This is a genomic window from Pedomonas sp. V897, assembly GCF_051304405.1.
GTDB lineage: Bacteria > Pseudomonadota > Alphaproteobacteria > Sphingomonadales > Sphingomonadaceae > Pedomonas.
In genome coordinates this window covers 342955-368454 of the sequence record NZ_JBPPGG010000001.1, presented here as the reverse complement: position 1 = coordinate 368454, position 25500 = coordinate 342955, and the positions used below count along the sequence as shown (strand labels likewise).

The window sequence follows — 25500 nt, the reverse complement described above, 5'->3', positions numbered from 1 at the left end:
TGACCGCGTCCTTCATGCCGCGCACGGCCCGAAAAAAGGAAAGGGAGGTTGCCAGGAGGGTCCAGGACCCTCCTGCAAAATGATTACGAATGGCTCAGGGCGGCCGCGTTGAGGCGCTCGGCGTGCCAGAGCAGGTGGTCGTCGATGAACGAGGCGATGAAGAAGTAGCTGTGGTCGTAGTCCGGCTGGCGGCGCAGGGTCAGCCGCTGGCCTGCCTTCTCGCACGCGGCCTCCAGCAGCTCGGGCTTGAGCTGCTCGGCCAGGAACGGGTCGGCCTCGCCCTGATCCACCAGAATCTCGGTCGGCACCCGGTGGCCATCCTCCAGCAGCGCGCAGGCGTCATAGGCCCGCCAGGCGGCCCGGTCCTCGCCCAGATAGCCCGCAAGCGCCTTCTGGCCCCACGGACAGTTCAGCGGCGAGGCGATGGGCGCAAAGGCGGAGACCGACCGGAAGCGGGCCGGGTTCTTCAGCGCGATGGTGAGCGCCCCGTGCCCGCCCATGCTGTGGCCCATGATGGACTGGCGCGCCATGTCCGCCGGGAAGTGGGCGGCGATCACCTCGGGCAGCTCGTGGGCGATGTAGGAGTACATCCGGTAGTTGGCCGCCCACGGCTCCTGCGTCGCGTCCACGTAGAAGCCCGCGCCGACGCCGAAGTCATAGCTGCCGTCCGGGTCGTCGGGCACGCCCTCGCCGCGCGGGGAGGTGTCCGGCGCGATCAGCATCACGCCCAGATCCGCCGCCAGACGCTGCGCACCCGCCTTCACGGTGAAGTTCTCCTCCGTGCAGGTGAGGCCGGAGAGAAACCAGATCACCGGCACCGGACCGTCCGCCGCCTGCGGCGGCGTGTAGACCGCAAAGCGCATGGCCGTGCCGGTGCTCGACGACTGGTGGCGGTAGAAACCCTGCGTGCCCTCGAACAGGCGATGGGTGGCGATGATCTCAAGGGTCATGGAAGCCCTCTGCTTTCTCTTCTGGATTTTCTTTCTTGCAGAGGGTCGCGGACCCTCTGCACTCCCATTCGTTTTTCGGGCCGTGTTTCCGGCATTCTCTGGAAACGCGGCCGTGTGAAGTCAGTATTACTGGGCCGTGTGTGCCATCTGCCTTGAGTAAAACGGTTCAGGACAGGGCTGGGATAACGCGGCCCGATTGAAATGAATGGGGGATTGCAAAGGGGGACAAGTCCCCCTTTGCGAACAATCAGAACTTAAAACGTAATGACAGACCGGATCGACTTGCCTTCGTGCATCAGGTCGAAGGCGGTGTTGATCTCGTCGAGCGGCATCACGTGGGTGATGAGGTCGTCGATGTTGATCTTGCCGTCCATGTACCAGTCGACGATCCTGGGCACGTCGGTGCGGCCGCGCGCGCCGCCGAAGGCCGAGCCCTTCCAGACGCGGCCCGTGACCAGCTGGAACGGGCGGGTGGAGATTTCCTGCCCGGCCTCGGCCACGCCGATGATGATGGACTGGCCCCAGCCGCGGTGGCAGCACTCGAGGGCCTGGCGCATGACCTTGACGTTGCCGGTGCAGTCGAAGCTGTAGTCCGCGCCGCCTTCGGTGATGTCGATGATGGCCTGCGCCACCTTGTCGTTGCCCACCTCGTTCGGGTTGATGAAGTGGGTCATGCCGAACTTCTCGGCCATGGCGCGCTTGGCCGGGTTGATGTCGATGCCGATGATCTTGTCGGCGCCCACCATGCGCGCGCCCTGGATGACGTTGAGGCCGATGCCGCCCAGGCCGAACACGGCGACGTTGGCGCCCGCCTCAACCTTCGCGGTGTAGATGACCGCGCCGATGCCGGTGGTGACGCCGCAGCCGATGTAGCACACCTTGTCGAAGGGGGCGTCCGGCCGGATCTTGGCGACCGCGATCTCGGGCATCACGGTGAAGTTGGAGAAGGTCGAGCAGCCCATGTAGTGGAAGATGCGCTCGCCCTTGTAGGAGAAGCGGGAGGTGCCGTCCGGCATCAGGCCCTGGCCCTGCGTCGCGCGGATGGCTGTGCACAGGTTGGACTTGCGGCTGAGGCAGGTTTTGCACTGGCGGCATTCCGGCGTGTAGAGCGGAATGACGTGGTCGCCCGGCTTCACCGAGGTGACGCCCGGCCCCACCTCGCGCACGATGCCGGCGCCTTCGTGGCCGAGGATGGAGGGGAACACGCCCTCGCTGTCCTTGCCGGAGAGGGTGTAGGCGTCGGTGTGGCAGACGCCGGTGGCCATGATCTCGACGAGGACTTCGCCCGCCTTGGGGCCATCCAGATCGACCTCGACGATTTCAAGCGGGGTGTTGGGCGCAAAGGCGACTGCGGCGCGCGTCTTCATGGGGGGACCTCCTGTAGCCCGGACAATGGGGGGTTCAACTCGTTCCGTGCATATCCAAGCCCGCACCGGGAGGGCAAGGATCAAAGCGGCGGGCGGCCTCCGCGCCGATCGCGGCGGCTCAGTCGAACCGGCTGAAGTCCGGCTTGCGCTTCTCGAAGAAGGCGCTCATCGCCTCCCGCGCCTCGGGGCTGCGCAACCGCTCGGCGAAGGCCTCGAACTCGGTGTTGATGACGTCGTCGAGGCTGGAGGTGCGGGCGGCGCGCATCAGGGCCTTGGTCTGGCGCAGGGCGGCGGCGGGCTGGGCGGCGAGCTTGCGGGCCCGGCCCTCCGCCAGGGCGAGCAGCTCGCCCGAGGGCACCACGGCGTTGACGAGGCCGATGTCGCGGGCGGTGGCGGCATCCAGGCTCTCGCCCAGCAGGAACAGCGCATTCGCCCGCACGTGGCCGATGAGGCGGGGCAGCAGGAAGGTGGAGCCCGCCTCGGGCACGACGCCGATGCTGGCGAAGGGGAACTGGATGCTGGCGTTGTCCGCCGCGTAGACCAGGTCGCAGTGCAGCAGCATGGTCGCGCCGACCCCGACCGCCGGGCCCGCAACCGCCGCCACCAGCGGCTTGGGGAAGGCGGCGATGGTGCGCACGAAGCGGACGGCCGGCACGTCCTCTCCCTGAATCGGGTTTTGAAGAAAATCGACCAAGTCATTGCCGCTGCAGAAGATATCGTCTTCGGTGCCGCAGAGCCCTGTCAGCAGCACCACGCGGATGGCGGGCTGGCGCGCCGCCTCCTCCAGGGCATCGGCAAGGGCGATGTACATGGCGCCGGTGAGGGCGTTGCGCTTCTCTGGCCGGTGGATGCGCAGCCGAAGCAGCGGGCCGTCCACCTCGCAGCGGATGTGGTCCGGCGCGGCGGCGGACGAGAGGGCGCTTGCGGTGGGCTGGGTCATGGGGCGGCTCCCGGAGTGACGGCAGGGCATGAGGATCGGTGGAGGTGAGGATAGGGCGGTCTGCCGCCTCCCGCCAACCACGCCGGGTGGGGGGCTGGCGGAAAGACGGGGGTGAATCCGTTGAGTCCAGAGTTTCGCACAAGTGGCGGAAAGAAAAGCGGAAATGCCGGAAAAGGCGCCCGGGGCGGGGCGCGGCCGGCCGACCGCTCGGCCTCCGGTCGTGCATTTCTGTGCAAGGCAACTTGCGCCTTCGCCGCTTTTCATTCGTCAAAGAAGCCTTTAGGGCTGGCGGCGGGCACGCGCGACCCCCACATCAAGCCTCGCGGTCCCGGCAGTTGGAGAGTGGCATGACCGATGACGTTCGCTTCGTGCAGGATGACGCCGTCGCCTACGGCGAGCCCCTGGTTATGAGCCCGCTCATCCGACGGGTGGTCGCGCACAACCCGAACCCCTTCACCTACACCGGCACCGGCACCTACATCGTCGGGCGCGGCACGGTCGCCATCATCGACCCCGGCCCGGACCTGCCCGAGCACATCGAGGCGGTGCTGAAGGCCGTGGACGGCGAAACCGTCAGCCACCTGGTTGTCACCCACACCCACCGCGACCACTCCCCCGCCGCCCGCGCCCTCAAGGCCCGGCTCGGCGCGCCCATCGTCGGCTGCGCGCAGGTGAAGGGCGAGGACGGTATGCCCGCCGCCGAGGAGGCGGTGGACTGGGACTACACGCCCGACCGCATCCTGACCGAGGGCGAGACCGTCTCCGGCCCCGGCTGGACGCTGGAGGCGCTGGAGACCCCCGGCCACACCTCCACCCACCTGTGCTTCGCCCTGCCGGAGGAGAAGGCCCTGTTCACCGGCGACCACGTGATGGGCTGGTCCACCAGCGTCGTCGCCCCGCCGGACGGCGACATGGCCGCCTACATGAACAGCCTCCGCAAGCTGCTGGAGCGGGACGACGAACGCTACTACCCCACCCACGGCGCGCCGGTGGACAACCCCCGCGCGCTGGTGCGCGGCCTCATCAACCACCGCCGTATGCGCGAGGGCCAGTTGCTCAAGCTGCTGGCGGACGGCCCCATGGCCATTCCCGCCATGGTCGAGGTGCTCTACGCCTCCACGCCCAGATACCTGCACGCCGCCGCCGCCCGCTCGGTGCTCGCCCACCTCATCGACCTGGAAAACCGCGGCCGCGTCGCCTGCGAGGGCGAGATTTATCGCCTGGTGGAATAGTTACTGCTAACTCACTGAGATTTAATGGAATTTTCGCAGGAGGGTCGCGGACCCTCCTGCACCTCCCGTTCGTCTCTTCGGGACGTGCAGGTGGCGAGCGGGGGTGCGGGGGGATTGAATCCCCCTGCGAAACAAGACGGCACAAGCCGTTGGAATAAAAGGAAAAATCTACTCGCTGCTCGTCAGATTCATCAGGGCGAGCCCGGAGACGATGAGCACGGCGGCGAGGATCCGCAGCGGCGAGGCGGACTCGCCCATGACCACCAGCCCGATGATAAACGCCCCCACCGCGCCGATGCCGGTCCACACCGCATAGGCCGTGCCCAGCGGCAGCGACTTCATCGCGATCGACAGCAGCCAGAAGCTCACGAACATGAAAGCGAAGGTGAGCACCGTGTAGAGCGGGCGGGAGAAGCCGTCGGACAGCTTCATGAAGTAGGCCCACACCACCTCGAACAGTCCCGCAACGGACAAGAGAATCCAGGCCACGCGGCCCTCCTTTCGAAGCGCCGGGCCGTCCCGGACATTACCGCCCATGATGGGGGAGGTCGTTCCTCGCGAGGCCAGACATAGGAATCAGCACGGCCACCGTCAAGGTAATGCAGGGGCAAGGGGATGCAGGGGCAAGGGAATGCGGGGGGACCATCCCGGAGCCTGTGCGTTTGTGCCTCCAGACCTGAAACGGAAAGGATACGCCATGAAGCCCTTGCTCTTTGCCGTGATTTCGCTTGGACTTGCTTCCCCGGTGCTGGCGGCGGACCTGCCGCCGCAGGGGGCGCGGCCGCTGTCGGACATCGCCGCCTCGATCGAAAGCCGCGACGACTTCGTCGCCTTCACCCGGATCGAGTATGGCGAGAACGGCTACAAGGTCCGCTATCGCACCCGGAGCGGGGACGAACGCGAGATTCTGGTCGATCCGCTGAGCGGCGACGAAAGGAAGAAGGACAAGTAGGGCCGGAGCGCCGGAGAGACGGCGCGGACGGCCGGGTAGCGAGGAGAAGGAGGCACAGTGAAGGTTGTCCAGATCGAGGCGCCGGGCGGGCTGGACCGCCTGCGCGTCACCGAGGCCCCAGACCCCGGTCAGCCGGGGCCGGGCGAAATCCGGGTGCGCGTGCACGCCAGTTCGCTGAACTTCCATGACTATCTGGTGGTCACCGGCAAGGCCCGCACCGAGGGCGGCCGCATCCCCATGTCCGACGGGGCGGGGGTGGTGGAGGCCGTGGGGCCGGGCGTCACCGAATTCGCCGAAGGGGACCACGTGGTCTCCTGCTTCTTCCCCACCTGGCAGGACGGCCCGCCCGCCGTCGGCGACTTCCGCATGGTGCCGGGCGACGGCACCGACGGCTACGCCCGCGAGGTGGTGGTGCGGCCTGCCACCTGGTTCACCCGCGCCCCGCAAGGCTACAACCACGCCGAGGCCGCGACGCTGACGACGGCGGGCCTCACCGCCTGGCGGGCGCTGGTGGTCAACGGCGGCCTCAAGGCGGGCGATACGGTGCTGACGCTGGGCACGGGCGGCGTCTCCATCTTCGCCCTGCAACTGGCCAAGGCCATGGGCGCGCAGGTGATCATCACCTCCTCGTCCGACGAGAAGCTGGAGCGGGCCCGCGCGCTGGGGGCAGACCACACCCTCAACTACAAGACCACGGCCGACTGGGGCCAGGCGGTGCTCGACCTGACCGGCGGGCGCGGCGTTGACCACGTGGTGGAGGTGGGCGGACCGGGCACGCTGGCCCAGTCCATCCAAGCGGTGCGGATCGGCGGGCACATCGCGCTCATCGGTGTCCTCACCGGCGTGCAGGGGCCCGTGCCCACCGCCGCCCTGATGGCCCGGCAGGCGCGCCTCCACGGGCTGATCGTCGGCAGCCGCCGCGAGCAGGCGGACTTCGTGCGGGCGCTGGAGATCACGGGCCTGCGCCCCGTGATCGACCGCAGCTTCCCCCTCGACCAGATCGCCGACGCCTTCCGCTACGAGGAAAGCGGCGGGCACTTCGGCAAGATCTGTCTGACGTTCTGACCGGCGCGCCGGGGGCGGAGCGTTCCGCGCCCGGCGGGCGGCCGTTTTGTCATCAAGGTCTTGTGCTCCGGGCTGTTGCACGCCATGTAGCCGAGCAAACCCATGCGTGCGTCGGCAAAGCCGCGGCACGCGCGATTGCTGGGGCCGGTCACGGCCCCGAGTGACGGCAAGGTGATGCTATGGATGCCCGTTTGAACTCCCCCGACACCACCACCGGCGCGGCGATTCCGCCGGGAATCGACCTGCTGGCCGAAATCAACCGCCTGCGGAAGGAGAAGAACGCGGTCATCCTTGCCCACTACTACCAGGAGCCGCAGATCCAGGATCTGGCGGACTTCGTGGGCGACTCCCTCGACCTCTCCCGCAAGGCGGCGGCGACGGACGCGGACGTGATCGTGTTCTGCGGCGTCAAGTTCATGGCGGAGGTGGCCAAGATCCTCTCGCCGGACAAGACCGTGGTGCTGCCGGACCTGAAGGCCGGATGCTCGCTGGAGGACAGCTGCCCGCCGGAGGACTTCGCCAAATTCCGGGCGGCCCACCCGGACCACATCGCGCTGACGTACATCAACTGCTCGGCGGAGGTGAAGGCGCTGTCCGACATCATCGTCACCTCCTCGTCGGCCGAGCACATCCTGAACCAGCTGCCGAAGGACCAGAAGATCATCTTCGCGCCGGACCGGCACCTGGGCGGCTACCTCGCCCGCAAGACCGGCCGCGACATGCTGCTGTGGGAAGGCTCGTGCATCGTCCACGAGAACTTCTCGGAGCAGGAGCTGATCAAGCTGAAGGCGGAGCACCCGGACGCGCCCGTCGCCGCGCACCCGGAATGCCCGGCCCACATCCTTGACCACGCCGACTACGTGGGCTCCACCCGGGGCATCCTCGAATACGCCCTGGCGAGCGACGCGGACACCCTCCTCGTCGCCACCGAGCCCAACATCATCCACCAGATGCAGAAGGAAGCGCCGCACAAGACCTTCATCGGCGTGCCAGGCGCGGACGGCCAGTGCAACTGCAACATGTGCCCGTTCATGGCGCTGAACACGCTGGAGAAGCTGTACCTGTGCCTGCGCGACCTCGAACCCCGGATCGAGGTGCCGGAGGAGGTGCGGGTGAAGGCGGCCCGGTCGCTCCAGCGGATGCTGGACATGGCCCCCAAGGCGGCGGGCCAGGGCGACGTGGGCCGCATTCCGGCCTGAGGCGCCCGCGCCGGCGGGCCAGCGGGGGAGAGCGGCCCGGCGCGTGGCAGGGTTCATTGTTGAGTAGACGTACACGCACACCCAGGGAGGAATTCATGATCGCAAGCGGGCTGCCGCTCAACGACGCCGAGGTGCAGGACTTCATCCGCGCCACACTGGCCGAGGATCTGGGCGAACGCGGCGACGTGACCTCCCGGTTCGTGGTGCCGGAGACCGCCCGCCTCAAGGCGGTGATGGCCGCCCGCGAGCCCATGGTGGTGTCCGGCCTGCCGCTGGCCGAGGGCTTCTTCCGCACGCTGGACCCGGATTGCGGGATCGAGCTGAAGGCGCACGACGGTGACCGGGTGGCGGCGGGCGCGGAGCTGATGGTGGTGACGGGCGCCGCCCGCGCGCTGCTGACGGCGGAGCGCTCGGCACTCAACACCGTGCAGCACCTCTCGGGCATCGCCACGCTCACCCGCAAGTATGTGGATGCGATCGAGGGCACGGGCGCGGTGCTGCTCGACACCCGCAAGACCATCCCCGGCCTGCGCCTCCTCGAAAAATATGCCACCCGCTGCGGCGGCGCGCAGAACCACCGGCTGCGGCTGGATGACGGCATCCTCATCAAGGACAACCACATCGCCATCGTCGGCTCCATCGAGGCGGCGGTGCAGGCGGCGCTCGCCAACCGCACCGTGCTTCAGGTGCAGGTGGAGGTGGACAGCCTGGACCAGATCGAACCAGCCCTGGCCGCCGGTGCGGAGCGCCTGCTGCTCGACAACATGGACCCGCCGACCTTGCGCAAGGCGGTGGCCCTGGTGGCGGGTCGTGTGCCGCTGGAGGCCTCGGGCGGCGTGACGCTGGAGAACATCCGCGCCATCGCCGAGACGGGCGTGAACTACATCTCCGTGGGGCGCATCACCCAATCCGCTCCGGCTGTGGACATAGGCCTCGACTTCCTCGCGGCGTAGGCCGGCGCTTGAGCCCGAACAGCGGGCGCAGCGGGCCGGTGCGCCGCACCATCTCCCCCGCAAGGGCGGTGCCGCCGAGGGTGACCGCCAGCAACAGGCCGCCTTCGGCCAGCGGCGTGAGGTGGAGCTGTGCCAGATGGTGCCCGGCCACGACGATGAGGGTCTGGTGCACGATGTACCAGGGAAAGACCGCCTCGACGCAATAGCGCAGCTGCGGGCTCGGCCGGTTGAGGTGGCGGCGGGCAAAGCCCAGCGCCGCGACGATCGCGCCCCACTGCTGCGCGGCATAGACCGGTCGCATGGCAAGGACGAGCATCTCGGGCGGCACGGCGTCGGGAGCGCGATAGATCCAGGCATAGCTGGCGAACAGCCCGTAGGCGCACAGGGCAATGGCGAGGGCGGGCCAGCGCAGGCGCTCGAACGTCTGGCCGATGGCGGGCGCGCCCGCAAGGCAGAAGCCGGTCACGAACGCGGAGAGGGAGACGGCGTGGGTGTACCAGTCGTCCACCAGGGCGTGGGTCACGCCGAAGCGCGGCAGCAGCACCGCGCGCAGGACGGCGAGGTAGAGAATGGGCCAGATCAGCGCGCCGGGGCCGGAGAGAAGGCGCGCCAGCCCGCGCTCCAGGCGGGCAAGAAGCGGCCGGGCCGTCGCCAGCAGGCCCGCCAGCAGCAGCGAATAGACGAGGATGTAGGCGACGAACCACAGGTGGTTCCAGGTGGGCAGGATCAGCCGCGCGCCATCCACCGTGAAACCGGCGTCGAATTGCAGGTAGCGCGCCCAGAAGGCCAGATAGCCGCCGGTGTACCCCAGCTTCTCCACCACCTCGAAATAGCTTTGCGGCGGCACGATCACCGCCATGCCGAACAGCAGGGGAAGAAGCAGCCGCCCGAGGCGCGAGCGGGCCAGCGCGCCGGGGGTGCTTTTCGCCGCCATGAAACGCGTCGCCGCGCCGGAGACGAGGAACAGCAGGGTCAGGCGCCACGGGCTGGTGAGCTGCATCAGCGGCTCCAGGGCGTGACCGACGTGGGGGCTTTTCACATGCCAGCCCCAGGTCACGTAGAACATGCCCACATGGTAGAGAATGAGAAGGGCGAAGGCCGCCACCCGAACCCAGTCGAGATAATGGAGGCGGTCCTGCGGGGAAAACGATTGCGCGGTCATGGATCCTCGTTGCGTGTTGCCGGGAACTGGCGGCGAGTGTTGCCGCAGGGGACGCGCACCGGTCAGCAGCGCTGACACGGGCGGCGGCGCGGCGGGGGCGAGGCACGGGGACGGCGTGACGAGCGGCGGCCCGGGTGTGACAAACGGCAAGCGCCGGTGCGGCAAGCCCTTGTTCCGAATGCAGCAATCCGACAGGATCGCGCCATGATTCAGCAGGGCTTCAGGCGGGAGGAACCCGCTTCGGACGGACCGGGCGTGACGGGGGCGGCTTCGGCGGCGGGGCGCGGACCCCTTGCCCCGGCCGACGTGCGGCGCGGCTATGCCGTCATTACCGTCGCCATTGCGCTGATCGTCGGCGTGAACATCGTGACGCTGCTGCACGACAGGGTGGGGCCGGGCGGCCTTGCGGCGTGGGAGCCGGTGGTGTGGGAGCTGACCAGCGGTCTGATGCTGGTGGCCTGCGCCGCCATCCCGCTGGCGGCCCTGCGGCGCGCGCCGTTCGGCGCCGTGCCCTGGCCCCGGCTGGCGGTGGTGCATCTGGCGGCGAGCCTTGCGTTTTCGGTGCTGCATGTGGCCGGCATGGTCGCGCTGCGCACGCTCGCCTATGCCGCCATGGGCGGGCGCTACGCCTTCGGCCGGGTGCCGGCCGAGTTCATCTATGAATACGGCAAGGATCTGACCGTCTACGGGCTGATCGTGACTGTGTTCTGGGTGTCGGGCCGCCTGTCGGGCGCCGGGAGAGACGCGGGCGGCGCGCCGGGCGAGGGCGAGCCCGCCGCCACGGCGGAGCGGCTGGACCTGCGCGACGGCAGCCGTCTCATCAGCGTGCCCTATGACGAGGTGATCTGCGCCCGAGCGGATGGCAACTACGTGGAATTCACGCTGGCGGACGGACGCCAGCCGCTGGTGCGCACGACGCTCGCCGCCACGGAGCGGCAACTGGGAGCCCGGGGCTTCGTGCGCACGCACCGCTCATGGCTGGTTAATCTGGCCCACGTGCGCGAGAGCCTGCCGACGGGCTCGGGCGATTTCCTCCTGCGGCTGAGCCAGGGCGTGGAAGCGCCGCTCTCGCGCCGCTATGGCCCGGCGGTGGAGAAGATCCGGCGGCGGGGCGGCCAGGCCTGACGCCGCCCGCTGCCCGTTCTTTCCCGCCTCCGCGGTGAGTTATTCTAGCCGTGCCCTGCCGCGCTGTTGGCGAAAGGGGTGGAGGCCAGCAGGGTGCGGGCGATGCGCGCGGCGTCCTGCCGGTTCTTGACGCCCAGCTTGCGGTAGACCGCCGTCAGGTGGGCCTTCACCGTCGCCTCGGTGATGTTCATTTCATAGGCGATCTGCTTGTTGAGAAGCCCGGCGTTCAGCGCCAGCAGCACTCGCATCTGCCCGGGCGTCAGGGTGGAGAGCTGGCGCGCCACCGCCGGGGTGTCGGGCAGGGGCTCCGCTTCCGGCGGCAGGGGGCGGAAGGTGTCCGGCAGCCAGCACTCCTCCCCGGCCAGCGTTCGCGCCAGGGTGGTGCGCACCAGAACCGGCGGCGCGGACCAGGGCAGAAACCCCTGCGCGCCAAACCAGCGCGCCCGCTGCACGAGCGATGGCTCCTCGTCCCATCCGAGCGCCAGAACCCGCGTCGTGGCGCGCATCTGCTTGACCGTGAGCAGGCTGGCGAAGCCGCCCCCGTCCGTGAGATCCAGATCCACCAGCACCAGCTCGGGGCGCTGGCGGCGCACCGCCTCGGCGGCGGTCTTGAAGTTGGGCGCTTCAACGACCGTGGCCCGGGGCTGGGCCTGACGCACGGCCGTGACGAGGGTTGCTGTTGCCGGGTGATCGCTGGCGATGACAATCGTCGGCGCCATGACATGCCTCCACAATTGTTTGAAGTTGCTACGACGCAACGGTCACAACGGGACGCGCACCAACGCGACGGGACATCAGCTCATTCCATGGTCATTCCACGGGTCATTCCACCGGGGATCGTTCTGCTTTCGATAATTCTTGCGTATTACTTAGGATCATCTCCGGGGTCTTAGGCGAGAGACACAGTAATTCGTCGCGAACGACTTGAAAAGCGCTTCCCGATCGGTTCCGAAGATTTTCCAGAGTTTGCAATGTTTGGTTGCATGGAGCCGTGAAATGCGCGGAAATCTGCGGAAAAGTGAAGTGTCACTGGCAGGGGTGTCAGGCAACGGCCGCGAGAAAACATGCAATTGTATCGAATGCGTCACGCGGCGGAGGTGGATTATTATAAATATAAAGAACGGTTTTCAAACCGTTACGATAAATAAACTCATCGTATTATGAAGTATTGAGCCGTAATAATTATAATTTAACTGGACGGAGAGGCCGGGCAAGCGGCGCAAGGCTGCCAGTCAGGGAAGGAGAGCGGGAGAGCGGGAGAGGGGCGGGAGAAGGCCGCCAGCCCGGAGCATCCGGTTCGGGTCTGGCGGCGCTTCCCGATCAAGGGCCGGCCCGAAGGCGGCGGCGCCGGGGGCGCATCAGGATCTGGACGTCAGGATCTGAACGTCAGCGTTTTGAATACCGGTCTTTGAACGTCAACGCTTGAACAGGGCGTCCGCGGCGGAGCGGAAGGAGGAAGCCGCTTCCAGCTTGGCGCGCGTGCGCTCGATTTCAGCCTCAAGGATCTGGATACGCTGGCGCAGCTCGTCCAGCGACAGCGGGTCCAGATCTTCCCGCCGCAGGGCCAGGAGGGCATTGTCGGAACTCCGGCGGGGCAACAGCTCGTCAAGGTCCATGGAAGATCTCCCACAAGGCGGTTCGGGCGCTTGGTGCCACCATATGACAGGATGGTTGACCGGTCGCCGGCGGGTGTCAATATCACCGGATATTTCAGCGACACCCCATGGATTTACGGACAGGACGGAGCAGCGAGCATGACCGCAGCGAAGGCGCGCGAGGCCGGGATTCCCGGCGACATGGCCGCGATCGGGATCGCGGGCGAGGGCGGCCCGGAGGCGCTGCGCCCGCTCCGGCGCCCCGTACCCCGGCCGGGCCCGGGCGAGGTGCTGATCCGCGTGGCGGCCGCAGGCGTCAACCGGCCGGACGTGATGCAGCGCAAGGGGCTCTATCCGCCGCCGCCGGGCGCCTCCAACCTGCCGGGTCTGGAGGTCTCGGGCACCATCGTCGCGCTGGGCGAGGGCGTGACCCGCTGGCGGGAAGGGGACGAGGTGTGCGCGCTGCTGGCGGGCGGCGGCTATGCGGAATACGCCGTCGCGCCCGCCGGGCAATGCCTGCCCGTGCCCGCCGGGCTGACGCTGGAGGAGGCCGCCAGCCTGCCGGAGACCTATTTCACCGTGTGGTCCAACCTGTTCGAGCGCGGCCAGGCGGTGCCGGGCGAATGGGCGCTGGTGCACGGCGGCACCAGCGGCATCGGCACGACGGCCATCCAGCTGTGCAGGGCGTTCGGGGTGCGCATCGCCGTCACCTGCGGCAGCGACGAGAAGTGCCGCGTCGCCCGGGAGATCGGCGCCGACGCCACCATCAACTACCGGACGGAGGATTTCGTCGAGCGGGCCCGCGCGCTCACGGACGGGCGGGGCGTCGACGTGGTGCTGGACATGGTGGGCGGGGACTACCTCCCCCGGAACCTCGCGGCGCTGGCACCGGACGGGCGGCACGTCTCCATCGCCATCCAGCGGGGCAACAAGGCAGAGATCAGGATCTTCGACATCATGGCCCGGCGGCTGACGCTCACCGGCTCCACCCTGCGCGCCCGCCCGGCCGCGTTCAAGGCGGCGCTGGCGCAATCGCTGGAGGCGAAGGTGTGGCCGCAGTTCGCGGCCGGCAAGCTCCGGCCCATCATCGACAGCCGCTTCGCCCTCGACGACGCGCCAGAGGCGCACCGGCGCATGGAGGAGGGGCGGCACGTGGGCAAGATTCTGCTCATCCCCGGACCAACAGACTGAAATTCATGCAAAATGGGCAAAAAACGTTCATTGAAGGGTTGAACTCTGGGGCGCTTAACCCCTACTTGAGAATTTGACCTCGCTGGCGCGGCGGGTTACACAACAGGTTCTACTGTCGGCCGCCCGAGAAGGGCGGCCGAAGCTTTTTGGGGACGGGAGACATCCATGGCTCATCTGCTGATGAAACATTCCACAGCGGTCTGGCTGGTTGAGAACACCGCCCTGACCTTCCAGCAGATCGCAGACTTCTGCGGCCTGCATGTGCTTGAAGTGCAGGCGATCGCTGACGAGACTTCCGCCACCCGCTACATCGGCCGCGACCCGGTGCGCGCCGGCGAGCTGACCTGGGCCGAGATCGAGCGCTGCCAGAAGGACCCGGCCGCCCGGCTCCAGCTGGCCGAAGGGCCGGTGCCGCAGCAGACCCGCACCAAGGGGCCGCGCTACACGCCGGTTTCCAAGCGGCAGGACAAGCCGGACGGCATCGCCTGGCTGCTGCGCTACCACCCGGAGCTTTCGGACGGCCAGATCGCCAAGCTGATCGGCACCACCAAGACCACCATCGCCGCGATTCGCGACCGCACCCACTGGAACATCCAGAACATCAAGCCGCAGGACCCGGTGGCGCTGGGCCTGTGCTCGCAGCGGGAGCTGGATGCGCTGGTGGCCCGCGCCGCCAAGAAGCGGGGCGAGGGCGTGGCGACCGACTCGCGCATCGACGAGGAGGCGGCCCGTCTTGAGGAACAGCTCAAGATGGAACGCGCCGCGCGCGGCTACGATGTGGCCGACGAGGACGAGGAATAAGCCCGGCAAGACGCCCGTCGCTGGACGGGGCGGTGGCGCCCCGTCCTGACGAAAGCCTCACGCGAAAGCCTCAGGAAGGGCCGACAAAGCCATCCCGAGCTGGACATGCCCGAGCGGGTCATGCCCGAGCCGGACATACCCGAGCCGGTCATGCCGCTCCGGGTTGCCGTGCCGGCCCTTTTTCCGTGCCTGCGGGGGTGAGGGAGCCTGCGGGGATAAGGGGGAAGGTCAGGCCCTGGCGCGGCTCAACTCTTCCTTCAGGCGAAGTTTCTCCTTCTTGAGCTGGGCGATGGTGTTCCAATCCGGCAGTGGGCGCTGACTTTCCTGGGCGATCTGGGCCTCGATACGGGCGTGCTTCGCCGCCAGGGTTGCCATGGATCCACGAACGGATGTCGCCATTGCACGTCTCCTTCAGGTCCTAAATGGTCAGAATATAGGATCACAATAACGGCCCGGAGTCACGGCCTCCCCGGCACCGTCCGTCGCGTTCCGGCCGGAGCTGGTCCGCCGGAGGAGGCACCGCGCGCCACGCCGCCTGATTGCGACGGGCCGGTCGCCCGGCGCATACACAAGGTGGAATGACTGTGCTAAGAGTGGGCGCACAACGGCTTCCGCCACAACATTCGGTTCATGATGGACGGCAAGGACAAGAGCGAGTTGCAGGCGCGGCTTCAGGCCCTGGTCCAGGAACACCGGGACCTGGACGCGGCCATTGACGCACTGATCACGCAGGCTAGCTGCGATCTTCTGCAAGTGCAGCGCCTCAAGAAGCGCAAGCTGAAGCTGAAGGACGAAATCGCCGCCGTTCAGGACATGCTGATTCCCGACATCATTGCCTGACGGCACGGCTGACAGGGCCACCTGAGGTCCGAGGGGGCGGCAGCGTCTTCCCCGGGCGCTATTCGTTGTGCATGTTAACCCTTTCTTCGCGTCCCGTTCGGCTGAATGGCGGCGCGTTGGTGAGGGAAAACGCAGGCCCTGCCGCCTGCGGGAGCCGGGGGCATGTCCCGCTGTTCTTTCCCCGGGCAAGACATGAGGCCGAGAACCATGCTGGACAGGCTGTTCGACATACTCGACCGGATCGCGCAGAGAATGGAGACGGCCGCCATCCAGCGTCCGGCCTGGACGCTGACGATCGGCATCCTCGTCGCAGTGGTGGCGGGGCTCGGCCTGCTCGGCATCCAGTTCACCAACGACTACCGCGTCTTCTTCGAGCCCGACGACCCGCAGCGGGTGGCCAACGAGCGGCTCGAAGCGGAATTCACCCAGTCCGACACCGTGAACTTCGTGCTCGCCGCCCGCGACGGCGACATGCTGACGCCCGGACGGCTGGCCGCGGTCGAGGCGCTGACGGAGGCGGCCTGGCGGCTGCCGGGCGTCACCCGCGTCGACTCGCTCACCAACTACCAGTACAGCTACGGGGAGGACGACGACCTGATCGTCGAGCCGCTGGTGAGCAACGCCGCCGCTGCCACCCCCGAGGACATCGCCCGCATCCGCCGCAACGCCATGAGCGAGCCCGCCGTGGTGGGGCGCTTCCTCTCCGGCGACGGCAAGACGGCACAGGTCATCGCCACCGTGCGGCTGGAGTCGGGCAACACCGCCGCGCTCACCGAAATCGCCGACGCGGCCGCCCGGCTGAAGGCGGAGACGGCCCGTGCCAACCCGGACCTGACGGTGGCGAGCACGGGCGTGATCCTGCTCTCCCACAGCTTCTATGACGTCACCCGCAGCGACCTTGCCCGCCTCGTGCCGGTGATGGTGCTGTTCCTGTTCGTCTCCATCTGGTTCTTCTTCCGCTCGTGGCGGGCGGCGCTGGCGGCGGTGGCGGTGCTGTCGCTCTCGGTGCTGGCGACCATGGGGATCGCGGGCTGGCTGGGCTTCTCGCTCTCGCCCGCCTCGGGGCAGGTGCCGGTCATCATCCTCACCATCGCCACGGCGGAGGCGGTACACCTCATCGGCAAGGCCCACAGCTACCAGCGCCAGGGCTACAGCCGGCGCGAGGCGTCGCTCAAATCGGTGCGCCTCAACCACGCGCCCATCGCGCTGACCACCTTCACCGACGTGCTGGGCTTTCTCTGCTTCAACTTCTCCGAGACGCCGCCCTTCCGGGACCTGGGCAATATCGCCGCCTTCGGTGCGGTGATCGCCTACCTCTATTCCATCCTGTTCCTGCCGGCGCTGATCGGCGCGGTGCCGCTGGGCGTCAGGACGGACGTGCTGGAGCGGGAGCACAACGTGGAGAAGCTGGCAGGGTGGGCCATGCGCCGCCGCGCGCTGGTGCTGGGCGGGTTCTCCGCCCTGGCGCTGGGGCTGGGCGCGCTCGCGCCCCATCTGGAAGCGCGGGACAACTTCATCGAATGGCTCTCGCCCCGCCACGCCTTCCGGCAGGACGCGGAGTTCATCAACGCGCGCCTGCCCGGCATCTACACGCTGAACTACGGCATCGAGTCCGGCGAGGACGGCGGCATCGCCGAGCCACAGTACCTGCGCAATCTGGAGCGGTTCGTGCGCTGGCTCGAAGCCCAGCCCGAGGTGGCGGACGTGACCTCCATTGTCGACGTGATGCGCCGCCTCAACCGCAACCTGCACGGCGACGACCCGGCCTACGAGCGCCTGCCCGAAAGCCGCGATCTGGCCGCCCAGTACCTGCTGCTCTACGAGATGAACCTGGCGCAGGGCCAGGACCTCTCCAACCAGCTCACCCCGGACAAGCGCGCCAGCCGGGTGATGGTGGCGATGAACAACATCACCTCCGAGGAGATGGTCGCCCTCAAGGAGCGGGCGGACGCCTGGCTCGCCCGCAACACCCCGGCGGTCATGCACGCGCAAGGGGTGGGCACCTCGCTGATGTTCGCCTACCTCACCCAGGAGAACAGCCGCTCCATGGTCTCGGGCACCATCTCGGCGTTCCTGCTCATCGGCCTGATGACCGCCATCGCCCTGCGCTCGCCGCTGCTGGGGTTCGTCGCCCTCATCCCCAGCATCATCCCGGTCATCATGGCGTTCGGCGCGTGGCTGATCATCGAGGGCGATTACGGCCTCTACGCCGCGTTCGTCACCTCCTGCGCGCTGGGCCTCACCGTCGACTCGGTGACGCACTTCATGATGAACTTCTCCCGCGCCCGGAAGGACACCGGGGGTGCGGCCGCGCCCGCCGTGCTCGCCACCTTCCGGGGCGTGGGCATGGAGCTGTGGATCGCCTCCGCCGTGCTGGTGGTCGGCTTCCTCATCCTCGCCTTCAGCGACTTCGAGATCATCGCCAAGCTGGGGCTGATGACCGCGCTCATCTTCGTCTTCGCCATCGCCACCACCTTCGTCATGCTGCCGGCGCTGCTGAGCCTGCTCAATCAGCGCCGCCGCCAGAGCGGCAAGATGGAGGAAACCGGCGGGCTTGAGGGGGCAGGCTGAGGGCAGGAAGGTTTTTTGCAGAGGGACTCAGTCCCTCTGCACTCCCATTCGTTTTTCCGGCCGTGTTTCAGGGGCATACTGGATACACGGCTTTTCTTTAGGGCCGTGCGCGTCATGAAGGGCGCGGCCCTGTAACGAAAGGGAGGTTGCCAGGAGGGGCCGCGACCCTCCTGCATAACAAAAGAGAAGGAACACGCGGCAGATGGCGCATGACAGGCCCGGAGGGCCCATTGCCCAGTCCGCGCGGGAAGCCAGTCTTTCCGGTGTGGAGCGGGAACTGAAGGGCGAGCAGGCGGTCTCCCTTGGCCGCTACGGGCGCGCGGTGGAGCGCACGCTCGCGGCCCTGCGGGAGGCCGGTGCGTCCGATGCGGACGCCCGGCAGCGGCTGGTGCGCGACGCCGCCGAGGCTGTGTGGCGCTACTTCATCCAGCGCGAGGCGCTGGGGCTCTACAATCATGATCTGGTGGTGAAGCACTACGGCATCCCCGGCGAGGTGCTGGCCAGGGTGGGCAGCGGGAGTCTGTAGGGTTCTTTGCCGGGGCATTGGTGTCTGCGCCCCAGGGCAGGGGAGGCGGAAGCACAAGCGCAACCAGAGCATGAGTCCAGGAGTTTATCGAGACACGCCCGGATGCTCGCGCGGCGCAGGTCCCGCTCCGCTCTTGCCGAGGGGCTGCGGGCACAAAACCAATCAGGATCTATTCTTTGTATTTCATGGAAAATATGCGGGATTCTGATTGAAGTCGAATTTCTGTCCCGTTTCTGCAGGATAAGAGCCATGACATATCTGGTTGATGTCTACAGGAAGCAGCCTTCCGGACACACAAGCCATCTGGGGAAGCTCGAATTCGAAGTACACCCCTCGGCGGGGGACGTGCTTGCGTTCAGTTCATCTCAGGTCGCCAAGGTGATTGAGTGCAGGCATGTCGTTGTTCATCCGCATGGGGGGAACGCCCGGGCGGAATACGTCGTGCTTGTCGCCTGACCGTCCTCACGGCCTTCCAGTGCCGTGACTTCGGGACCACGGAGCAATTTCCGGGGATGGGGTTATGCGCCTGTGCCATGCGATCGTCTTTCTCGGAATTCTTCTGGAGGCGTGCTCCGCTCGTCCGACTGCAGAGCTGGTTCTGGTGAAAAGCCCGAACGATTTAAACGGGAAAGAAATCGATCAGTACGCCTTCCCGCAGGCGTTCTTCTCCGTCGAGAAAGCATCGGGAGATGGCACATCGGGGGAAGACAAGATCGAGCTGAAGGTCGTCCGGAAAAATTACGAGGCCTGGCGAATTGGGATCCGGGAGCGAAAAGCATTCGGTGTCAGGACCAATCTCAATGTGAAGAAGATTCAGAATACAGACCTCATCGAGGACGTTGGGGCGGAGGTCTTTGATGATCGATTGAAAGCGATCGGCCGTCTTGGTGAAACCGCCGGATTGATCCTTGGTTTGGTGGGTCGTCCGGGCGGCGAATCGGAACCGATGGCGACGGAATCGCACCTGGCGGAACCAATGCTGCCATACACGATCGATACCGTGTGGCTGATGGAGGCCCTGCCAAGACAGGGGTCGTCGGAGCCCCTGCATGATCCGACCCAATGGCAGGCCGACAATTACATCAGGTACTGGTTCGGTCCGGTATCGCCGGATGCGCAGGAAGTGTCAGCGGCGGCAATCAGGTCCGTAAAGGGCGGGCTTGTCTATGCCGGATGCCGGACTCTTGTTCTCTTCTTCCCGAATACGCTGCAGTCATTTCACCTGACGGTGCCTGATCCCCGGTATTTCCGCATCGTGAAGTTCCCCCGGAAAGGCAAGATCACCTTCGCACCGGATTGCGGCGTGTCCATTACCAGCGAAAAGGATGCTTCCATCGCATCCAACGCGGCGGTGATGCAGGAGGTCTTCAAGCAGCTGAACGAACTGAAATCAGAGATTCGCAAGACCGGGCAGAAATGAAAACTCCGGCGCCGGACTGTTGCCCGCGCCGGAGTTGGTCTCAATGGCGGTGCGCTCGCCTCAGTTCTTCTTCACGAACTCGGCGCGGAGCACGAGGCCCTTGATGCCTTCGTACTTGCAGTCGATTTCCTGATCGTCGCCGGTGAGGCGGATGGACTTGATGACCGTGCCGCGCTTCAGCGTGGTGCCGGCGCCCTTCACCTTCAGGTCCTTGATGAGGGTGACGGAGTCGCCGTCCTGGAGGATGTTGCCGACGGAATCGCGCACCTCGACCGTGCCGGCCGCCGCCTGCCGCGCCGCCAGTTCGCTGGCGGGGAGCCACTCGCCGGTGGCCTCGTCGTAAACATAGTCGTCGTCGGCGCTCATCGTCCTGTCCTCGCGTGCGGAAACGGAAAGCGACCCTCTTAAGGGCCCGGGGCGGGTCAGTCCAGCTTTGCGGCCGCCTCGGTGAGCCGGGTGATGACCCGGTCGACCACGGCGCGCTCCGCCTCGTCCATGTCCGCCAGCAGCCGCTCCTCGACGCCAAGGGCCAGCGGCACGATCTGGGCGTAGATCTCCCAGCCTGCCTCGGAGAGGTTGAGGCGCTGGCGTCGGGCGTCGTCGGGGTCGCTGGTGGCCGTCAGGCGGCCCATCTCAACGAGCCGCTTGACCGCGCGGCTCACCGCCACCTTGTCCATGCGCGAGATGTCAACAATCTGCGAGGCGGTGAGGTTCGGATTGCGGCCCACAATCGCCATGATCCGCCACTCCGGCAGCTTCAGGTCGAAGCGGTCCTCGTAGAGTCGGGCGACAGCACTGCTGACCCGGTTGGAGAGGACCGACAGCCGGAAGGGCAAAAACTCCTCCAGAATCAACACGCGGGAACGGGAAGGCGCAGGCTGGCTTGGCATTGGTTTCAATTGTAACTACATTGCGGACAGGACAACTTTAACCGGGCGGAGGAGGTATGACCATGTCCGCAACCGTACAGAACCAGCCCCAGGCTGAACACAAGACCAATGGCCCCCTCGGCATCGACAACCCCATGGGGACGGACGGCTTCGAGTTCGTGGAATACACGGCACCGGACCCGCAGATGCTGCGCGCCCTGTTCGAGCGCATGGGCTTTCCTGTCGTCGCGCGCCACCGCGCCAAGGACGTGACCCTGCACCGGCAGGGCGACATCAACTTCATCGTCAACGCGGAGCCGGAGAGCTTCGCCCAGCAGTTCGCCCGCGCCCACGGCCCGAGCGCCTGCGCCATGGCCTTCCGCGTGAAGGACGCCCGCAAGGCGTTCGAGCGCGCCGTGGCCCTCGGCGCCACGCCGTGCCCGAGCGACGCGGGGCCGATGGAGCTGAACATCCCCGCCATCGAGGGCATCGGCGGCAGCCGCATCTATCTGGTGGACCGCTACGGCGACCGGACCATCTATGACGTGGACTTCGTGTTCGAGGAGGGCTGGCAGGACAGGATGAAGGCGGCTGACGCCTCCCTGACCTACATCGACCACCTGACCCACAACGTCCGCCGTGGCAACATGGACACCTGGGCGGGCTTCTACGAGCGGCTCTTCAACTTCCGCGAGATCCGCTACTTCGACATCGAGGGCAAGGTGACCGGCCTTGTCAGCCGCGCCATGACCAGCCCGTGCGGCAAGATCCGCATCCCGATCAACGAGAGCCAGGACGACAAGAGCCAGATCGAGGAGTTCATCCAGGACTACAAGGGCGAGGGCATTCAGCACATCGCGCTCGGCTCGTCCGACATCTACCGCACCGTGGATACCCTCTCGGCGCGGGACGTGCCGTTCCAGGACACGCTGGACACCTACTACGAGGGCGTGGACGCCCGCGTGCCCGGCCATGGCGAGCCGCTGGAGGAGCTGCGCAAGCGCCGCATCCTCATCGACGGCGCGCCGACGCAGGGACAGGGTCTGCTGCTCCAGATCTTCACCAAGAACGTGATCGGGCCGATCTTCTTCGAGATCATCCAGCGCAAGGGCAATGAAGGCTTCGGCGAGGGCAATTTCCGCGCCCTGTTCGAATCCATCGAGCTGGACCAGATCCGGCGCGGGGTCATCAAGGTCGAAGAGCCGGCCTGACGCACCCCGGGGAGGGGAGCGCCGGATCGCCATCGGCGGGGGCGGTGCAAGCGCGACGAGCTGCTTGTCCGCTTCCGCCGAGCCGTTTTCGCACCCCTGTGCGGCCGGGCTCTGGTTATGTTAAGGTGAAGGCCTCAAGCCGGAGCGCCGGCTGATGAGCAGCCGGCGAGCCTCCGGTCTGATGAGGAGGCCGCCATGAGGAGAGTCCCGCTCCTGACAGTAACGGTGGCGTTTGGCGTGCTGGCCGCAGGATCGGCCATGGCCAGTGTAACGGTTCTGGGGACGGGCAAGGCCCGCGCCTGCTACGAAGCGGCGGAAAGCCAGGACTATTCCAGGGATGCCCTTGCCCTGTGCTCCGAGGCGCTGGTCGAGGAGACGCTGTCGCAGCGTGACCGGGCGGCGACGCTGGTCAATCGCGGCATCGTGAAAATGGGCCTGAAGGACCTGGAGGGTGCGGTCGCCGACTACGAGAAGGCGCTTGGCACCCAGAAGCGGATGGGCGAGGCCTATGTGAACCTGGGCATCGCCTACATGCTCCAGCAGAAAGACCGGGAGGCGCTGGAGGCCCTGTCCCAGGGCCTGTCCCTCAAGCCGAGACGGGCCCATCTGGGCTACTACACCCGTGGCATTGTCAACGAACTGCTGGGAGACGTGCGCTCGGCCTATTACGACTATCGCAAGGCCGCCGAACTGGCTCCCACATGGGACGAGCCGAGGGCGCAATTGCAGCGGTTCCGCGTTATCTCGTCGGAACGGAAAATGTCGTGAGTTTTCCGTCCTGACGCAGAAACCCTTGCAGCAGCCAGAATGGTGGTCAGGCCCGGCCCTAGCGCCGGGCCTGATCCGTTTTGGGCCGATCCTTCATGCCGGAAACGGCTCGGGCCCGGCGCAAGGCCGGGCATGTTTCTTTGCTCGCCGTACCGGCTGTTGGCCGGATACGGCTCGGGCCCGGCATGAAGCCGGGCCCGAGGGGCAGGGTCAGGGAGAGGAGTGTACGCAGGCCGCTTACTCTGCGGCGAGACGCTGACCCTCAGTCGCAGGCGGGAGGACCTCCGCCCGCGGGCCGGTCGCAATCTCGATCTTGCGGGGCCGCTTGTGCTCCGGCACCTCACGCACAAGATCGATGTTCAGCAGGCCGTCCACATATGAAGCGCCGGTCACCTTCACCGTATCGGCCAGCTGGAAGCGGCGCTCGAAGGCGCGCTTGGCGATGCCGCGGTGCAGGAAGCTGCGCTCCCGCTCGGCCTGGTCGTCGCGGGCCTTGCCGCTGACGATCAAGGTGTTCTCGTGAACCGTAATGTCGAGTTCATCGGCGCTGAAACCGGCGACGGCCAGCGATACGCGGTAGCCGTCCTCGCTCAGCTTCTCGATGTTGTAGGGCGGGTAGGAAATATCCGCATTGTCCAGCCGCGAAGCAAAGTCCATCAGCCGGTTCAAATTCTCGAAGCCGATAGACGAACGCAGCAGGGGCGAGAAATCAAAAGCACGCATGACCTATCCTCCTTCTTGAGCAATTGGTCGTTTTTCGTCCGCCACAGGGGCCGGACATCTTCCCGTGCAGGACCCGGCACTTCCAGCATCCTGCAAACTGAAACTTGGGTATTCGCCTACGGGGTTTCAAGAGGGGCTTGTTGCGATTCCGGCGACGGCCGGACAGCACGCGGACGCGCCGTGGTCGGAGCGCCGCATTTTCAGGCGCTGGCCCCTGTTGCCGGCGGCCCAAACATGTTTAAGTGCACCCATGACCGATGCTACTGAAAAGAGGGTGCTGACCCCGGCGCTGATCGATCCCCTGTATGCCGAGGCCATCGCCGTCGCCGATGAGGCGCGAACCTACTTCTCCGCGGAGGGGCTGGAGGAGCGGCAGACGCTCGACCCCATGGAGCGGGTGCTGTTCAGCTGCGAGTCCCTGAAGGTGACAACCCGCCTGATGCACGTGATTTCCTGGCTGCTGGTCGGCAAGGCGGTCGCGGCCGGGGAGATGACGCCGGAGGAGGCCGCCACGCCCGACCGGCGGCTGGGCTTCGTCGAGGCCTCCGACGAGGCGCGCGAGCCGCGTCTCGGCCTGCTGCCCGAACAGGCGCTGTCGCTCATCCGCCGCAGCCAGACGCTCTATGACCGCGTGCGGCATATCGAGGCGGGCCTGTTCGGCGACGGCGCTGCCGCGCCCGCAGGCGGCGGCGCGCGGGGCCTTCAGAACCGGCTGAGCGAGTTGTTCTGAGAAGCGGGGCAGGGGGCGCAACCTCCCCCTGAGCCCGGGTCCGGTGCGGCCGGCTTCAGCTCTTGACCGAGGCGAAGACGAAGCGGCTGTTGGCGAAATAGCTGACGGCGAGACCGGCGAAGGAACCGGCAACAAGGGCGGCCAGCTGGTCCCAGAAGCCGTCGCCATACCAGGTGACGACGGCGGCATAGGCCATGTAGTTGCACAGGGCGCCGACGGCGGTGGCCACCAGATAGGCCATCCAGCCCCGGAAGAACCGGCCGTGCGAGCGCGCGACACTGAAGGTCCAGGACCGGTTCAGCGCATAGGTGGCGATGCTGGCAATCAGAAAGGCCGGAATGCGCGACAGGCGGGCGTCAACGCCGCCCTGCTGGGTCAGAAGCAGTGTGGCGAGCGCGTCGATCTGGAAGCCCACATGACCCACCAGAAGATAACGCGGCAGGCGGGGCAGCGCCGCCAGGCGGGCGGCAAGGCGCTTGAACATCGTTGGTACCAAACTCACGAGTACAGAAAAGCGGTGTGCGCCTGCAATGCTCCGCGGAGGCGCGGCATTGCACATGCAGTGGGAGCCGCCGACATGCACCGTCCTTTCCCTTGGCTGACGAGAGGCGCACCTTAAAAGCGCAAGACGCCGATTACCAGTCCGTGCGGCGGCGAAGTATAGCGTTTTTGCCCAAGGCGTGCATCACTGCCGCAGTTGATGCCGGGCCGGTCTCGTGCGGCGGAGATGCCGCCCGGCCGAAACAGGAAGCGGAACCAGACAGTTATGGCAGGCAAGGCGGATATGGCGGATGTGGAGAGGGACTGCGGGCGTGCGGAGGGCCTGACGCCGGTAAAGCGGTTGCTGGCGACGGTGGGCGCGCTTGAAGGGGCAGCGGGCGTGGCGCTGGCGGCAGTCAGTGCCCACGCGGTGCCCTCGCCAGCGCTGGGCAATGCCGCCACCCTCTTGATGGCCCATGCGGGCGTGGTGGTGGCGCTGGCGCTCATCGCGGCCCACGCGGAGCGGCGGCTGGCGCGGCTGCTGTGCCTGCCCGCGGCGATCCTGGCGCTGGGGGCGGGGCTGTTCGCCACTGCGGTGGCAGTCCGGGTGCTGGCCGCGCCGGAGGCGCTGCGCGGCGTCGCGCCGATCGGCGGCTCGCTGACCATCCTCGGCTGGCTGTCGCTGCTGCCCGCCGCGCTGCTGGGGCGGACGCGCCAGGGCCCGAAAGGGTGAGGGGAAAAAGAAAAGGGAGCGGAAGGCCGGGCCCTCCGCTCCCTGAACTTTTGCCTGACGCTGCGCTCCCGGCGTGCCGAGTCGCGCGCCGCTTGCG

Annotated in this window: 29 protein-coding genes; 17 read left to right on the top strand and 12 right to left on the bottom strand. The window is 67.1% G+C overall.

The genetic code is table 11. The annotated features are described in order from the left end of the window. Window positions 1-83: 83 nt before the first annotated feature. From fghA to ACSJJU_RS01865, 3 genes are all read right to left on the bottom strand, one after another. Complete coding sequence (gene fghA / locus ACSJJU_RS01875) at window positions 84-950, bottom strand: S-formylglutathione hydrolase (RefSeq protein WP_435913453.1); 867 nt, start codon at window positions 948-950, stop codon at window positions 84-86. A 254-nt stretch (window positions 951-1204) separates the two neighbouring features. Then, the gene (locus ACSJJU_RS01870) at window positions 1205-2317 is read right to left on the bottom strand and encodes an S-(hydroxymethyl)glutathione dehydrogenase/class III alcohol dehydrogenase (protein WP_435913452.1); all 1113 of its coding nucleotides are present in this window, start codon (window positions 2315-2317) and stop codon (window positions 1205-1207) included. Window positions 2318-2435: 118 nt separating this feature from the next. After that, window positions 2436-3257, bottom strand: a complete 822-nt coding sequence (locus ACSJJU_RS01865) for an enoyl-CoA hydratase (protein WP_435913451.1) — start codon at window positions 3255-3257, stop codon at window positions 2436-2438. Window positions 3258-3604: 347 nt separating this feature from the next. Here ACSJJU_RS01865 and ACSJJU_RS01860 point away from each other — a divergent pair, with 347 nt between their 5' ends. Then, window positions 3605-4489, top strand: coding sequence for an MBL fold metallo-hydrolase (locus tag ACSJJU_RS01860; RefSeq protein ID WP_435913450.1), 885 nt, complete (start codon window positions 3605-3607; stop codon window positions 4487-4489). A 168-nt stretch (window positions 4490-4657) separates the two neighbouring features. Here ACSJJU_RS01860 and ACSJJU_RS01855 read toward each other — a convergent pair whose 3' ends face one another. Further along, window positions 4658-4978, bottom strand: coding sequence for a DMT family transporter (locus ACSJJU_RS01855; RefSeq protein ID WP_435913449.1), 321 nt, complete (start codon window positions 4976-4978; stop codon window positions 4658-4660). A gap of 208 nt (window positions 4979-5186) precedes the next feature. Here ACSJJU_RS01855 and ACSJJU_RS01850 point away from each other — a divergent pair, with 208 nt between their 5' ends. The 4 genes from ACSJJU_RS01850 to nadC all read left to right on the top strand — a co-directional run bounded on the left by ACSJJU_RS01850 (window position 5187) and on the right by nadC (window position 8658). Continuing rightward, window positions 5187-5441 carry a hypothetical protein gene (locus ACSJJU_RS01850; protein WP_435913448.1) on the top strand — a complete coding sequence of 85 codons (255 nt, stop codon included), beginning with the start codon at window positions 5187-5189 and terminating at the stop codon, window positions 5439-5441. A 57-nt stretch (window positions 5442-5498) separates the two neighbouring features. Then, window positions 5499-6506 (top strand): zinc-dependent alcohol dehydrogenase family protein, encoded by a 1008-nt coding sequence (locus tag ACSJJU_RS01845; protein ID WP_435913447.1) that lies wholly within the window; start codon window positions 5499-5501, stop codon window positions 6504-6506. A gap of 179 nt (window positions 6507-6685) precedes the next feature. Then, entirely contained in the window at window positions 6686-7705 is a 1020-nt protein-coding gene (gene nadA, locus ACSJJU_RS01840; protein WP_435913446.1) for a quinolinate synthase NadA, read from the top strand. A gap of 95 nt (window positions 7706-7800) precedes the next feature. After that, a complete protein-coding gene (gene nadC / locus ACSJJU_RS01835; protein WP_435913445.1) occupies window positions 7801-8658 on the top strand; it encodes a carboxylating nicotinate-nucleotide diphosphorylase in 858 nt (285 codons plus the stop codon). Here the strand turns inward: nadC and ACSJJU_RS01830 are convergent. Beyond that, entirely contained in the window at window positions 8606-9820 is a 1215-nt protein-coding gene (locus ACSJJU_RS01830; protein ID WP_435913444.1) for an acyltransferase family protein, read from the bottom strand. The genes nadC and ACSJJU_RS01830 overlap by 53 nt on opposite strands. Window positions 9821-10024: 204 nt before the next feature. Between ACSJJU_RS01830 and ACSJJU_RS01825 the strand changes: the two genes are divergently transcribed. After that, window positions 10025-10945, top strand: a complete 921-nt coding sequence (locus tag ACSJJU_RS01825) for a LytTR family DNA-binding domain-containing protein (protein ID WP_435913443.1) — start codon at window positions 10025-10027, stop codon at window positions 10943-10945. A gap of 44 nt (window positions 10946-10989) precedes the next feature. Here ACSJJU_RS01825 and ACSJJU_RS01820 read toward each other — a convergent pair whose 3' ends face one another. Further along, complete coding sequence (locus ACSJJU_RS01820; protein WP_435913442.1) at window positions 10990-11664, bottom strand: LuxR C-terminal-related transcriptional regulator; 675 nt, start codon at window positions 11662-11664, stop codon at window positions 10990-10992. Window positions 11665-12360: 696 nt separating this feature from the next. Continuing rightward, window positions 12361-12561 (bottom strand): DUF1192 family protein, encoded by a 201-nt coding sequence (locus tag ACSJJU_RS01815; protein ID WP_435913441.1) that lies wholly within the window; start codon window positions 12559-12561, stop codon window positions 12361-12363. Between the two features lie 138 nt (window positions 12562-12699). Here ACSJJU_RS01815 and ACSJJU_RS01810 point away from each other — a divergent pair, with 138 nt between their 5' ends. Together ACSJJU_RS01810 and ACSJJU_RS01805 are read left to right on the top strand one after the other, a co-directional pair. Next, window positions 12700-13731: an NAD(P)H-quinone oxidoreductase gene (locus tag ACSJJU_RS01810; protein ID WP_435913440.1), complete on the top strand. Its 1032-nt coding sequence runs from the start codon at window positions 12700-12702 to the stop codon at window positions 13729-13731. Between the two features lie 180 nt (window positions 13732-13911). Beyond that, complete coding sequence (locus ACSJJU_RS01805) at window positions 13912-14532, top strand: DUF1013 domain-containing protein (protein ID WP_435914361.1); 621 nt, start codon at window positions 13912-13914, stop codon at window positions 14530-14532. A 228-nt stretch (window positions 14533-14760) separates the two neighbouring features. Here the strand turns inward: ACSJJU_RS01805 and ACSJJU_RS01800 are convergent, their stop codons facing one another. Beyond that, window positions 14761-14931: a YdcH family protein gene (locus ACSJJU_RS01800; protein WP_435913439.1), complete on the bottom strand. Its 171-nt coding sequence runs from the start codon at window positions 14929-14931 to the stop codon at window positions 14761-14763. Window positions 14932-15162: 231 nt separating this feature from the next. Here ACSJJU_RS01800 and ACSJJU_RS01795 point away from each other — a divergent pair, with 231 nt between their 5' ends. The 5 genes from ACSJJU_RS01795 to ACSJJU_RS01775 all read left to right on the top strand — a co-directional run bounded on the left by ACSJJU_RS01795 (window position 15163) and on the right by ACSJJU_RS01775 (window position 19889). Continuing rightward, entirely contained in the window at window positions 15163-15372 is a 210-nt protein-coding gene (locus ACSJJU_RS01795) for a YdcH family protein (protein ID WP_435913438.1), read from the top strand. A 207-nt stretch (window positions 15373-15579) separates the two neighbouring features. After that, on the top strand, window positions 15580-17943 hold the full coding sequence (locus tag ACSJJU_RS01790; protein ID WP_435913437.1) for an efflux RND transporter permease subunit: 2364 nt from the start codon (window positions 15580-15582) through the stop codon (window positions 17941-17943). 202 nt (window positions 17944-18145) lie between these two features. Then, entirely contained in the window at window positions 18146-18469 is a 324-nt protein-coding gene (locus ACSJJU_RS01785; protein WP_435913436.1) for a DUF6665 family protein, read from the top strand. 249 nt (window positions 18470-18718) lie between these two features. Further along, window positions 18719-18925, top strand: a complete 207-nt coding sequence (locus ACSJJU_RS01780) for a hypothetical protein (protein ID WP_435913435.1) — start codon at window positions 18719-18721, stop codon at window positions 18923-18925. Window positions 18926-18989: 64 nt separating this feature from the next. Beyond that, complete coding sequence (locus ACSJJU_RS01775) at window positions 18990-19889, top strand: hypothetical protein (RefSeq protein WP_435913434.1); 900 nt, start codon at window positions 18990-18992, stop codon at window positions 19887-19889. A 60-nt stretch (window positions 19890-19949) separates the two neighbouring features. Here ACSJJU_RS01775 and ACSJJU_RS01770 read toward each other — a convergent pair whose 3' ends face one another. Together ACSJJU_RS01770 and ACSJJU_RS01765 are read right to left on the bottom strand one after the other, a co-directional pair. After that, window positions 19950-20255, bottom strand: a complete 306-nt coding sequence (locus ACSJJU_RS01770; RefSeq protein WP_435913433.1) for a zinc ribbon domain-containing protein YjdM — start codon at window positions 20253-20255, stop codon at window positions 19950-19952. Between the two features lie 56 nt (window positions 20256-20311). Then, window positions 20312-20725, bottom strand: coding sequence for a MarR family winged helix-turn-helix transcriptional regulator (locus ACSJJU_RS01765; protein WP_435913432.1), 414 nt, complete (start codon window positions 20723-20725; stop codon window positions 20312-20314). Between the two features lie 188 nt (window positions 20726-20913). Here ACSJJU_RS01765 and hppD point away from each other — a divergent pair, with 188 nt between their 5' ends. Next, complete coding sequence (gene hppD, locus ACSJJU_RS01760) at window positions 20914-21969, top strand: 4-hydroxyphenylpyruvate dioxygenase (protein ID WP_435914360.1); 1056 nt, start codon at window positions 20914-20916, stop codon at window positions 21967-21969. A gap of 195 nt (window positions 21970-22164) precedes the next feature. Then, the gene (locus ACSJJU_RS01755; protein ID WP_435913431.1) at window positions 22165-22737 is read left to right on the top strand and encodes a tetratricopeptide repeat protein; all 573 of its coding nucleotides are present in this window, start codon (window positions 22165-22167) and stop codon (window positions 22735-22737) included. 237 nt (window positions 22738-22974) lie between these two features. Here ACSJJU_RS01755 and ACSJJU_RS01750 read toward each other — a convergent pair whose 3' ends face one another. Continuing rightward, window positions 22975-23460 carry an Hsp20 family protein gene (locus ACSJJU_RS01750; RefSeq protein ID WP_435913430.1) on the bottom strand — a complete coding sequence of 162 codons (486 nt, stop codon included), beginning with the start codon at window positions 23458-23460 and terminating at the stop codon, window positions 22975-22977. A 250-nt stretch (window positions 23461-23710) separates the two neighbouring features. On the opposite strand from ACSJJU_RS01750, the gene ACSJJU_RS01745 reads away from it, so the two are divergent. Next, entirely contained in the window at window positions 23711-24190 is a 480-nt protein-coding gene (locus tag ACSJJU_RS01745; RefSeq protein ID WP_435913429.1) for a DUF1465 family protein, read from the top strand. Between the two features lie 55 nt (window positions 24191-24245). On the opposite strand, the gene ACSJJU_RS01740 is transcribed toward ACSJJU_RS01745, so the two are convergent. Then, entirely contained in the window at window positions 24246-24674 is a 429-nt protein-coding gene (locus ACSJJU_RS01740; RefSeq protein ID WP_435913428.1) for a GtrA family protein, read from the bottom strand. A gap of 282 nt (window positions 24675-24956) precedes the next feature. Between ACSJJU_RS01740 and ACSJJU_RS01735 the strand changes: the two genes are divergently transcribed. Beyond that, a complete protein-coding gene (locus ACSJJU_RS01735; protein ID WP_435913427.1) occupies window positions 24957-25403 on the top strand; it encodes a hypothetical protein in 447 nt (148 codons plus the stop codon). The last annotated feature ends 97 nt before the right edge of the window (window positions 25404-25500 follow it).

Bases quoted from the DNA above. Each gene is read 5' to 3' on its own strand.
- fghA (WP_435913453.1), bottom strand. From the start codon at position 950: ATGACCCTTGAGATCATCGCCACCCATCGCCTGTTCGAGGGCACGCAG.
- ACSJJU_RS01870 (WP_435913452.1), bottom strand. From the start codon at position 2,317: ATGAAGACGCGCGCCGCAGTCGCCTTTGCGCCCAACACCCCGCTTGAA.
- ACSJJU_RS01865 (WP_435913451.1), bottom strand. From the start codon at position 3,257: ATGACCCAGCCCACCGCAAGCGCCCTCTCGTCCGCCGCCGCGCCGGAC.
- ACSJJU_RS01860 (WP_435913450.1), top strand. From the start codon at position 3,605: ATGACCGATGACGTTCGCTTCGTGCAGGATGACGCCGTCGCCTACGGC.
- ACSJJU_RS01850 (WP_435913448.1), top strand. From the start codon at position 5,187: ATGAAGCCCTTGCTCTTTGCCGTGATTTCGCTTGGACTTGCTTCCCCG.
- nadA (WP_435913446.1), top strand. From the start codon at position 6,686: ATGGATGCCCGTTTGAACTCCCCCGACACCACCACCGGCGCGGCGATT.
- nadC (WP_435913445.1), top strand. From the start codon at position 7,801: ATGATCGCAAGCGGGCTGCCGCTCAACGACGCCGAGGTGCAGGACTTC.
- ACSJJU_RS01830 (WP_435913444.1), bottom strand. From the start codon at position 9,820: ATGACCGCGCAATCGTTTTCCCCGCAGGACCGCCTCCATTATCTCGAC.
- ACSJJU_RS01825 (WP_435913443.1), top strand. From the start codon at position 10,025: ATGATTCAGCAGGGCTTCAGGCGGGAGGAACCCGCTTCGGACGGACCG.
- ACSJJU_RS01820 (WP_435913442.1), bottom strand. From the start codon at position 11,664: ATGGCGCCGACGATTGTCATCGCCAGCGATCACCCGGCAACAGCAACC.
- ACSJJU_RS01815 (WP_435913441.1), bottom strand. From the start codon at position 12,561: ATGGACCTTGACGAGCTGTTGCCCCGCCGGAGTTCCGACAATGCCCTC.
- ACSJJU_RS01810 (WP_435913440.1), top strand. From the start codon at position 12,700: ATGACCGCAGCGAAGGCGCGCGAGGCCGGGATTCCCGGCGACATGGCC.
- ACSJJU_RS01805 (WP_435914361.1), top strand. From the start codon at position 13,912: ATGAAACATTCCACAGCGGTCTGGCTGGTTGAGAACACCGCCCTGACC.
- ACSJJU_RS01800 (WP_435913439.1), bottom strand. From the start codon at position 14,931: ATGGCGACATCCGTTCGTGGATCCATGGCAACCCTGGCGGCGAAGCAC.
- ACSJJU_RS01795 (WP_435913438.1), top strand. From the start codon at position 15,163: ATGATGGACGGCAAGGACAAGAGCGAGTTGCAGGCGCGGCTTCAGGCC.
- ACSJJU_RS01790 (WP_435913437.1), top strand. From the start codon at position 15,580: ATGCTGGACAGGCTGTTCGACATACTCGACCGGATCGCGCAGAGAATG.
- ACSJJU_RS01785 (WP_435913436.1), top strand. From the start codon at position 18,146: ATGGCGCATGACAGGCCCGGAGGGCCCATTGCCCAGTCCGCGCGGGAA.
- ACSJJU_RS01780 (WP_435913435.1), top strand. From the start codon at position 18,719: ATGACATATCTGGTTGATGTCTACAGGAAGCAGCCTTCCGGACACACA.
- ACSJJU_RS01775 (WP_435913434.1), top strand. From the start codon at position 18,990: ATGCGCCTGTGCCATGCGATCGTCTTTCTCGGAATTCTTCTGGAGGCG.
- ACSJJU_RS01770 (WP_435913433.1), bottom strand. From the start codon at position 20,255: ATGAGCGCCGACGACGACTATGTTTACGACGAGGCCACCGGCGAGTGG.
- hppD (WP_435914360.1), top strand. From the start codon at position 20,914: ATGGGGACGGACGGCTTCGAGTTCGTGGAATACACGGCACCGGACCCG.
- ACSJJU_RS01755 (WP_435913431.1), top strand. From the start codon at position 22,165: ATGAGGAGAGTCCCGCTCCTGACAGTAACGGTGGCGTTTGGCGTGCTG.
- ACSJJU_RS01750 (WP_435913430.1), bottom strand. From the start codon at position 23,460: ATGCGTGCTTTTGATTTCTCGCCCCTGCTGCGTTCGTCTATCGGCTTC.
- ACSJJU_RS01745 (WP_435913429.1), top strand. From the start codon at position 23,711: ATGACCGATGCTACTGAAAAGAGGGTGCTGACCCCGGCGCTGATCGAT.
- ACSJJU_RS01740 (WP_435913428.1), bottom strand. From the start codon at position 24,674: ATGTTCAAGCGCCTTGCCGCCCGCCTGGCGGCGCTGCCCCGCCTGCCG.
- ACSJJU_RS01735 (WP_435913427.1), top strand. From the start codon at position 24,957: ATGGCAGGCAAGGCGGATATGGCGGATGTGGAGAGGGACTGCGGGCGT.